This window comes from Paenibacillus sp. UNC451MF, assembly GCF_000686845.1.
GTDB lineage: Bacteria > Bacillota > Bacilli > Paenibacillales > NBRC-103111 > Paenibacillus_S.
The window spans coordinates 1-6,853 of the sequence record NZ_JMLS01000062.1; the positions used below are offsets into that span (position 1 = coordinate 1).

Consider the following 6,853-nt stretch of genomic DNA (forward strand, 5'->3'; position numbering starts at 1 on the left):
CGGAATAAGTTTGCATTAGATGAAACCGGACAGCCTTACCGGTTCAGTGCGCCCAATGGCGTTGGTCCAGTCTGGTGCTTGACTAATATCGAAGGGAACTGCCGGATTGGAGGAGATCGCTATATAGCCGATAGGCCTGTATATACGGGGGATACTCCGCATACCAATCCTTCTCTGGTAACTGATAACGGGACCGCACGCCATTTCATCCGCGTAGAGGGAATCAGCAGCCACAACCGAATCGCGTACAATGATATAGGTGGGAAGAAAGGGTTTGGCGCCACGATCACTTATAACGGGGCAGCAGGAAATAACATTTCGGAATATGATGTTATTGAGTACAACTACTTCCATGACATCGGTCCACGCGTGACGAACGGTCTTGAAGCGATACGTCTCGGTTTATCCGGCTTGTCACTTGCCTCTGGCCATGTGACCGTTCAGCATAATTTGTTTGAAGGGCTTAATGGAGAAGATGAAATCGTATCGGTCAAGAGTAGCGATAATATCGTCCGCTATAACACGATTCGTAATTCGTACGGCGGCATTGTAGCCCGTCACGGGCACCGTAACAGCTTCTACGGCAATTTCATACTAGGTGATGGAAAGACTGTCGGCTTAAGCGGCTTCCGTATTTATGGCAATGGACATAAAATTTACAACAATTATATGGAGGGTCTTACGACTAATGTGATCCGCCTTGATGGGGGTACGCATGATGGCGGCCCGGATGGAGGGACGAACCCGACGGTGAAATGGCTCGAGGGAACGACGGAGCAAACCGCTGTACTGAACACCCTCTCGGCAGATAAACAGACGGAGATCCTTCGCGGGCATTGGCGTCAGTATAATGTAGAGATTTTCAATAATACAATGGTTAACGTCGGCAACAACACATCCAGCTACAGTTTCGGCGGAAGAACCTATCAGCCTGTCGGAACGAAGATCTACAATAACGTCGTCTTCAGTAATGCGGGCGTTATGTTTAACGAAACAACTGCCGCTCAGAACGTTCCTGAGAGTGAGCGACAAATTTATGTAGGCAATCTGGTAGAGGGAACAGCGAATCCGACCAACATTACCAATGCTGCCCGGGTACCGGCAAGTGCCATAGAGAAAAAGCCGCTGTATCTCGTTCGCAGCGCGGACGGCTTGGTCCGGTTGTCAGCGAACAGTCCGGCAATTGATGCTTCCAAGGCTCCGTTCCAGCCTCAAGAGGATATGGACGGGCAAACCCGTTACAACATGCCGGATGCTGGAGCAGATGAATACGACCGTCAGGTTGTTCCTACCAACAAACCGCTAACTGCTGCCGATGTAGGGCCGAACGCAGGGAGGACCGTTGTTGAGGATGGGGAAGCGGGATTAAGTGCGTTGACACTGGATTCAGGCAATGAGCTTGTTCCTAGCTTCAATCCGGATGTTACTTATTACCAAGTTACAGTTCCGGCAACTGTTAGCAGCCTGAAGGTGATTCCGACCGCAAAGACAAGCGGGTCCCAGATCATGGTAAGTTCAGATGGCTCAGGGAGGCTTCCGGTGATTAGCGGCCAGCCAAGCAGTGCAATATCCATTGCGAAGGGGGGCACTGTCATCCTGGTTGAAGTGTCTCTTCCTTCAGGGAAGAGCAAATCTTACACTATTGCCGTACAACACGAGGAGGACAACACGCCTCCGGGAACGCCGATAGATGGCATCCGTTTAGGTGAGGATACTTACAATTTGAAAGTAAATAGCACCCAATCGGCAGTCGTTCATGCCGTTTATCAAGGGAGTACTAGGCTGTTAGCAGGGGCGTCTTTTTACACGGCGAACCCAGGTATCGCAACGGTGAACTCACAAGGTATACTGAAAGGCATATCGACAGGTACTACTGTAGTGGTCGCTACCTACAACCAATTTAACGCTCAGGCGACTGTCGTTGTTACAGAAGACAAGGTTGAAGGCGAAGCGGGATTGAGCGGTTTGACGATCAATCCCGTAGTGGCAATGAGTCCAGCTTTCAATCTTAATACGACGATTTATCAAGTGGTCGTTCCGTATAATGTTTACCGGCTTACGCTGCTGCCTACCGCTTTGGAGAGCGGTTCTCTTATTACCGTCAGCGTAGACGGAACAAACCGGCAAACGGTACTGAGCGGACAAGCCTTCACCCTGGAACTAGCTCCAGGAGGCGGGACGATTACGATTGACGTGTCACTGCCGTCCGGAAAGAACAAGGTGTACCAAGTTACTTTGCAAAGAACAAGCTCGTCAGGTAATAACGGTTCGAGTGGCGGCAGTAGAGGAGGTAGCGGAAGTGGAAGCAGTGCCGGCAGCGGGTCGTCATCAACTCCTGCACCAGGAGGGGCAACTCCGACTGTGCCGACGGACACAGGGGCTCCCACCCCAAGCGCACCGTCTACATTAACCGGAACGACCCTTAGCGACATTGCTGGTCATTGGGCGGGTAGTACGATTATTAAAGCAGCTCAGCTGGGCATTGTTAACGGCTACCCGGATGGCAGCTTCAAGCCCGACGAACCTATGACTAGACTGCAATTCGCTGCGCTGCTGGTCCGTGCGTTGAAGGTACCGGCAAGCACTGTGAATACTAAATTCGCGGATCAATCGGACATTCCAGATTGGGCATTGTCTGAGCTTGCTGCAGCGGTTCAGGCTGGAATTATTAAAGGATATGAGGACGATACGCTTCGCCCTAACAAGGAAATCAGCCGAGCTGAAATGATTACGATGCTGACAAGAGCACAAAAGCTAGATAGCCAAGCAGCTGCAGCTTCACCGGCTTTTGATGACGGCAACGAGATTCCAGATTGGGCCCAATCCTCCGTTTCCTACGCGGTTTCCGAGGGTTTGGTACAGGGCAAGGAAGGCAATCGTTTTGCCCCTGGTGACATTGCAACCAGAGCGGAAGCAATAACGGTCATCATGCGTATGTTGGAGCGTAACCAATAAACGGAGATAGTTAATCACAATAAAAAGGAAGGCTGCCCGCAAGGATAGCCTTCCTTTTTTATGTGTACTCTAGAAACCAATCTCCCGCTAACTGGACAATTACTATGTGCCGAAGCACTCTTTTGTCTGTGTTGGAAAGTCCGCAGCAAGAACTCACGAGCGCCATTGGGTGAACAGAAAGCTTTACTCAGCCAAATAGCCCTTTTTAAATAAAGTATACCATTCCTCCAGCTGTTCTCCCTCATAAACGCCGAGCTTCTCGAGAATGTGCTTGGCAAACTCTACTGCACCTGTGCCATTGGCCGTAATGATGTTGCCGTCGCTTACAGATTGAGCTTCTATATAATGGCGATCACCACTGTAGTGGGGAGCTCCTTCTTTTAATAAACCTATAGAATTGCCTGTATGCTTGTTGTTTTCCAGAAACCCGTGGTTAGCAAGGAATGTCGTCGCGTCGCAAATACCCGCAACCGGAATTTCACGATCCACGCAGTGCTGCACCAACTGAGCAGCCTGTTGGTTCTTGTCGTCTCTCCACCCCGTTCCCCCTGGAATAATCAGCATCGCCAAATCCACTTGAGCCGGATCATCGTGTAGATCATAATCGGGTAAGACACGAAATCCTCCCATGGAAACTTTAGGGGACTTATCAATGGCAATCGTTTTAACTTGAAAGCCCGTCTTCGGATTGTTCAATTCTGCCGATACGTAGCTTGCCTCCCAATCTGCGAATCCATCGGTAACCAATACCCATACTTCTTTCAAATTCAATCCCTCCAATTGTTTTTTCTACTCACTTGCTTCCATAATAAACCGAATCTCCTGACAAAACCGGTCAGTGAATTTCAAAAAAATCATGGTAGAGAGTTCATCAAAGCGCATCTGATTTCAGCTTCTCACGAATCAAAGCTAAAAACTGTTTTGCAATGGGAGAAAGAGTCGAGGTTATTGCCGTGCATATGGCGATAGGGCGTTTGAGCTCAACTTGGCTGACGTACACTCTGGCAACATCTCCACGGTCTACATATTCCTGTACGGCCATAGCGGAGATTAGAGTGGCTCCGTAGCCCGCATGCACCGCTTTGATCGTTTCGTAAAGCCCATTAAACTGCATGCCGATCTTGGGTTGTCTTACATTGTAAGTGCGGCACATGGATAAAAAACGTTCCCGAGTCGAGCTGCCTTCTTCCCGTATAACGAAAGTTTCCTCCATCATTTGCTGCAGCGTCACCTCACGGTTAGCGAAGGGGTGATGGGTCGGGACGATGAACCAAAGCTCATCGTCAAGCAAATGCTCCCATTGAATATCAGGCAATTCCCAACCGCCTCCGATAATGGCGACATCCGCTTTGCTGTTATAAAGCAGTTCGAACGCTTCCTGACTATTGACGGTGGTAACTTTGAGCGCAACATGCTCGTGTTCCGTTTTGAAATGAGCTATCCATTTGGGCAGCAGCAAGGTCGCAGGCAAGTAAGTGGCTGCAATAGTCAGCTCGCCCCGGGTACCCTCAAGAATCTGCTTCATTCTGTGCTCGATCTCTTGCTCGACAGCGAATAGCTTGTCTGCCAAATGATGCAGCTCATGGCCTGCATAAGTTAAAGTAATTCCTCGACCCTCCGGTTGGACGAGCGTAGTTCCTATTTCCTTCTCTAAATTTCGCAAGTGCTGCGTCACGGCAGGCTGGCTGATAAGAAGGTTTTCTGCCGCTTTGGTTACAGAACCTTTTTGAGCTACACAGTAAAATACTTTAAGCGCCAGCAGATTCATGATGGCAGGCCTCTTTCTACATGTTCATTAGAATAACTTATGAATTGACTATCATTATATATTAGTTTTTTTCTGCCGTCTGTATTATTTTGGAAGTAATCAATCTATACATAAATTACATTTGGAGGAACGCTTATGCTGATCGGAGAACGAATAAGAGAAGCCTGTGAGGGCGATATTCCTGCCCTTTGCGAACTGATGAAGGAGCTAGGAGGAGAGCCTATATCCTGCGAGGGAATGAGAAATCGATTGGAGATGATTGGCGCAAGCTTAACAGACACAATTTTTGTTTACGAGGAGGATTCCGAGGTATTAGGCTTGCTTGTATTCCGTATTCGCGAGAATATCCGGGAAGTAAGCAGATATGGAGAGGTATGCATTCTTGTTGTGAAATCCGAAGCGAAGAGGAGTGGAATAGGCCGCAAGCTGATGTCCTTTGCAGAAGAGAGGGCTCTGGAGCTGGGATGCAAATCTACTTATCTCATTAGCGGCTTCGGCAGAAAGGAGGAAGCGCATCGATTCTATTTGGAGCTAGGCTATGAAATTACGGGTTACCGGTTCATCAAGCCATTGCTGTAAAAAATGAAAACCAGCGCATGCAATTGTATTAACGATAATATGGCAGATTTTTAAAGAAATGAAGCCTGTATTCCTTGCACAGTCAGGTTGCAGTACTTTTTTTAGCCGCTTATGATAGAACGGATACTAGAAAAATGCAGCAAGACTCCTGAGGGCTTCAGTGCCGGATGCTTGTGACTTTAGAAAGGGTTTACAGATGAGTGTGGACACAGAGTCGTCGACGAAAAGTAAGCATTACAATGGGGATTCAGAGACTAAACAGGTAAGTAAAGCAGTGCTTATTGATCCAAATGACGGTAAGGCAATACGCCGGATGATCTACAATTTGGCAGGACCGTCGTTAGTTGAAATGCTGCTGATTAATTTTGCACAAATGATGAATATGATCATGGTTGGGCGAATAGGAGCGGAAGCGGTGGCAACGGTCGGTTTAACGAGTCAGCCGTATTTGCTTCTGCTTGTCCTATTTGTCGCGCTGAACACGGGGACGACGGTTATCGTCGCGAGAGCCGTCGGTTCAGGAAATGTGGATGAAGCGAACCGCGCGGCAGGGCAAGCTTTTACGCTTAATATTGTACTATCCGTTATTATTGTTGCTCTTAGCCTCTTGAACGCAAGCTGGCTACTGCGGGTCATGGGTGCGGACCCGGAGGTCATTGCTCATGGCTTATCTTATGCCAGAATCATTTTTTTATCGATTGGGTTCACCACGATATCTTCTGTCTTATCCGCTATCCTTCGCGGTGCAGGTGATACGCGGACTCCGATGAAAATCAATGTAATCTCGAATGTAATTGCCGTAGCTCTGGGCCTGCCGCTTATTTATGGCTATTTTGGATTGCCTGCAATGGGGGTTACTGGAGCTGCTGTTGCTTCCATCACTGCACAGCTGATTTCTACCATTTGGTTCGTTTCCGTTATGATCAGCGGCCGTTACGCCGTACGCATTTCTTGGAACTATGCATCCCGAATAGATAAAACCATTATTATGAGGGTGTTGAAAATCGGTCTTCCTACGAGTGGAGAGCAGCTGATTATGAGGCTCGGCATTGCTACATTCGTCAAAATATCGGCGGGACTCGGCACGGTTGCTCTAGCGGCTAACCAGCTAGTTACGAGCGTGATCGGGCTATCTTTCATGCCGGGAATGGCCTTTGCCGTTGCGGCTTCGACATTGGTAGGTCAAGCTCTGGGGGCTCAAAAATCCGAGCTTGCCGAAACCTATGTGTGGCAGGTTCGCAAATTCGGCATGGTCGTAGCGGGAGTGATGGGGCTCGTCTTTATGATTTTTGCTCCATATATTCTTATGCTATATACGAAAGACCAGAGTATCATTGATGCAGGCACACTGGCGCTGCGGATCGTTGGCGTGATTCAGGTGTCTCAAGCATCGCAATTTATTCTAGGTGGCGCGTTAAGAGGGGCAGGGGATACCAAGTATCCATTATACTCCACCCTAATAGGTGTTTGGGGTATCAGAGTTGTACTCAGCCTGCTGTTCGTCAAAGGCTTCGAGTGGGGGATGGCCGGACTCTGGAGCGCTGTAGCGTT

The 6,853-nt window shown here is 48.7% G+C and carries 5 protein-coding genes; 3 read left to right on the forward strand and 2 right to left on the reverse strand.

The annotated features are described in order from the left end of the window. The coding region (locus BP97_RS39240; RefSeq protein ID WP_197035567.1) for an S-layer homology domain-containing protein at window positions 1-2,955 on the forward strand (2,955 nt) is incomplete at its 5' end. 183 nt (window positions 2,956-3,138) lie between these two features. Here the strand turns inward: BP97_RS39240 and BP97_RS0130685 are convergent. Beyond that, complete coding sequence (locus BP97_RS0130685) at window positions 3,139-3,720, reverse strand: type 1 glutamine amidotransferase family protein (RefSeq protein WP_028552519.1); 582 nt, start codon at window positions 3,718-3,720, stop codon at window positions 3,139-3,141. A 106-nt stretch (window positions 3,721-3,826) separates the two neighbouring features. After that, window positions 3,827-4,723: a LysR family transcriptional regulator gene (locus tag BP97_RS0130690; protein ID WP_028552520.1), complete on the reverse strand. Its 897-nt coding sequence runs from the start codon at window positions 4,721-4,723 to the stop codon at window positions 3,827-3,829. Window positions 4,724-4,858: 135 nt separating this feature from the next. On the opposite strand from BP97_RS0130690, the gene BP97_RS0130695 reads away from it, so the two are divergent. Together BP97_RS0130695 and BP97_RS38015 are read left to right on the forward strand one after the other, a co-directional pair. After that, entirely contained in the window at window positions 4,859-5,302 is a 444-nt protein-coding gene (locus BP97_RS0130695) for a GNAT family N-acetyltransferase (protein WP_028552521.1), read from the forward strand. A gap of 196 nt (window positions 5,303-5,498) precedes the next feature. Further along, window positions 5,499-6,853 (forward strand): MATE family efflux transporter (locus BP97_RS38015; RefSeq protein ID WP_036746858.1); only part of this gene is annotated, 1,355 nt, incomplete at its 3' end.

Bases quoted from the DNA above. Each gene is read 5' to 3' on its own strand.
- BP97_RS0130690 (WP_028552520.1), bottom strand. From the start codon at position 4,723: ATGAATCTGCTGGCGCTTAAAGTATTTTACTGTGTAGCTCAAAAAGGT.
- BP97_RS0130695 (WP_028552521.1), top strand. From the start codon at position 4,859: ATGCTGATCGGAGAACGAATAAGAGAAGCCTGTGAGGGCGATATTCCT.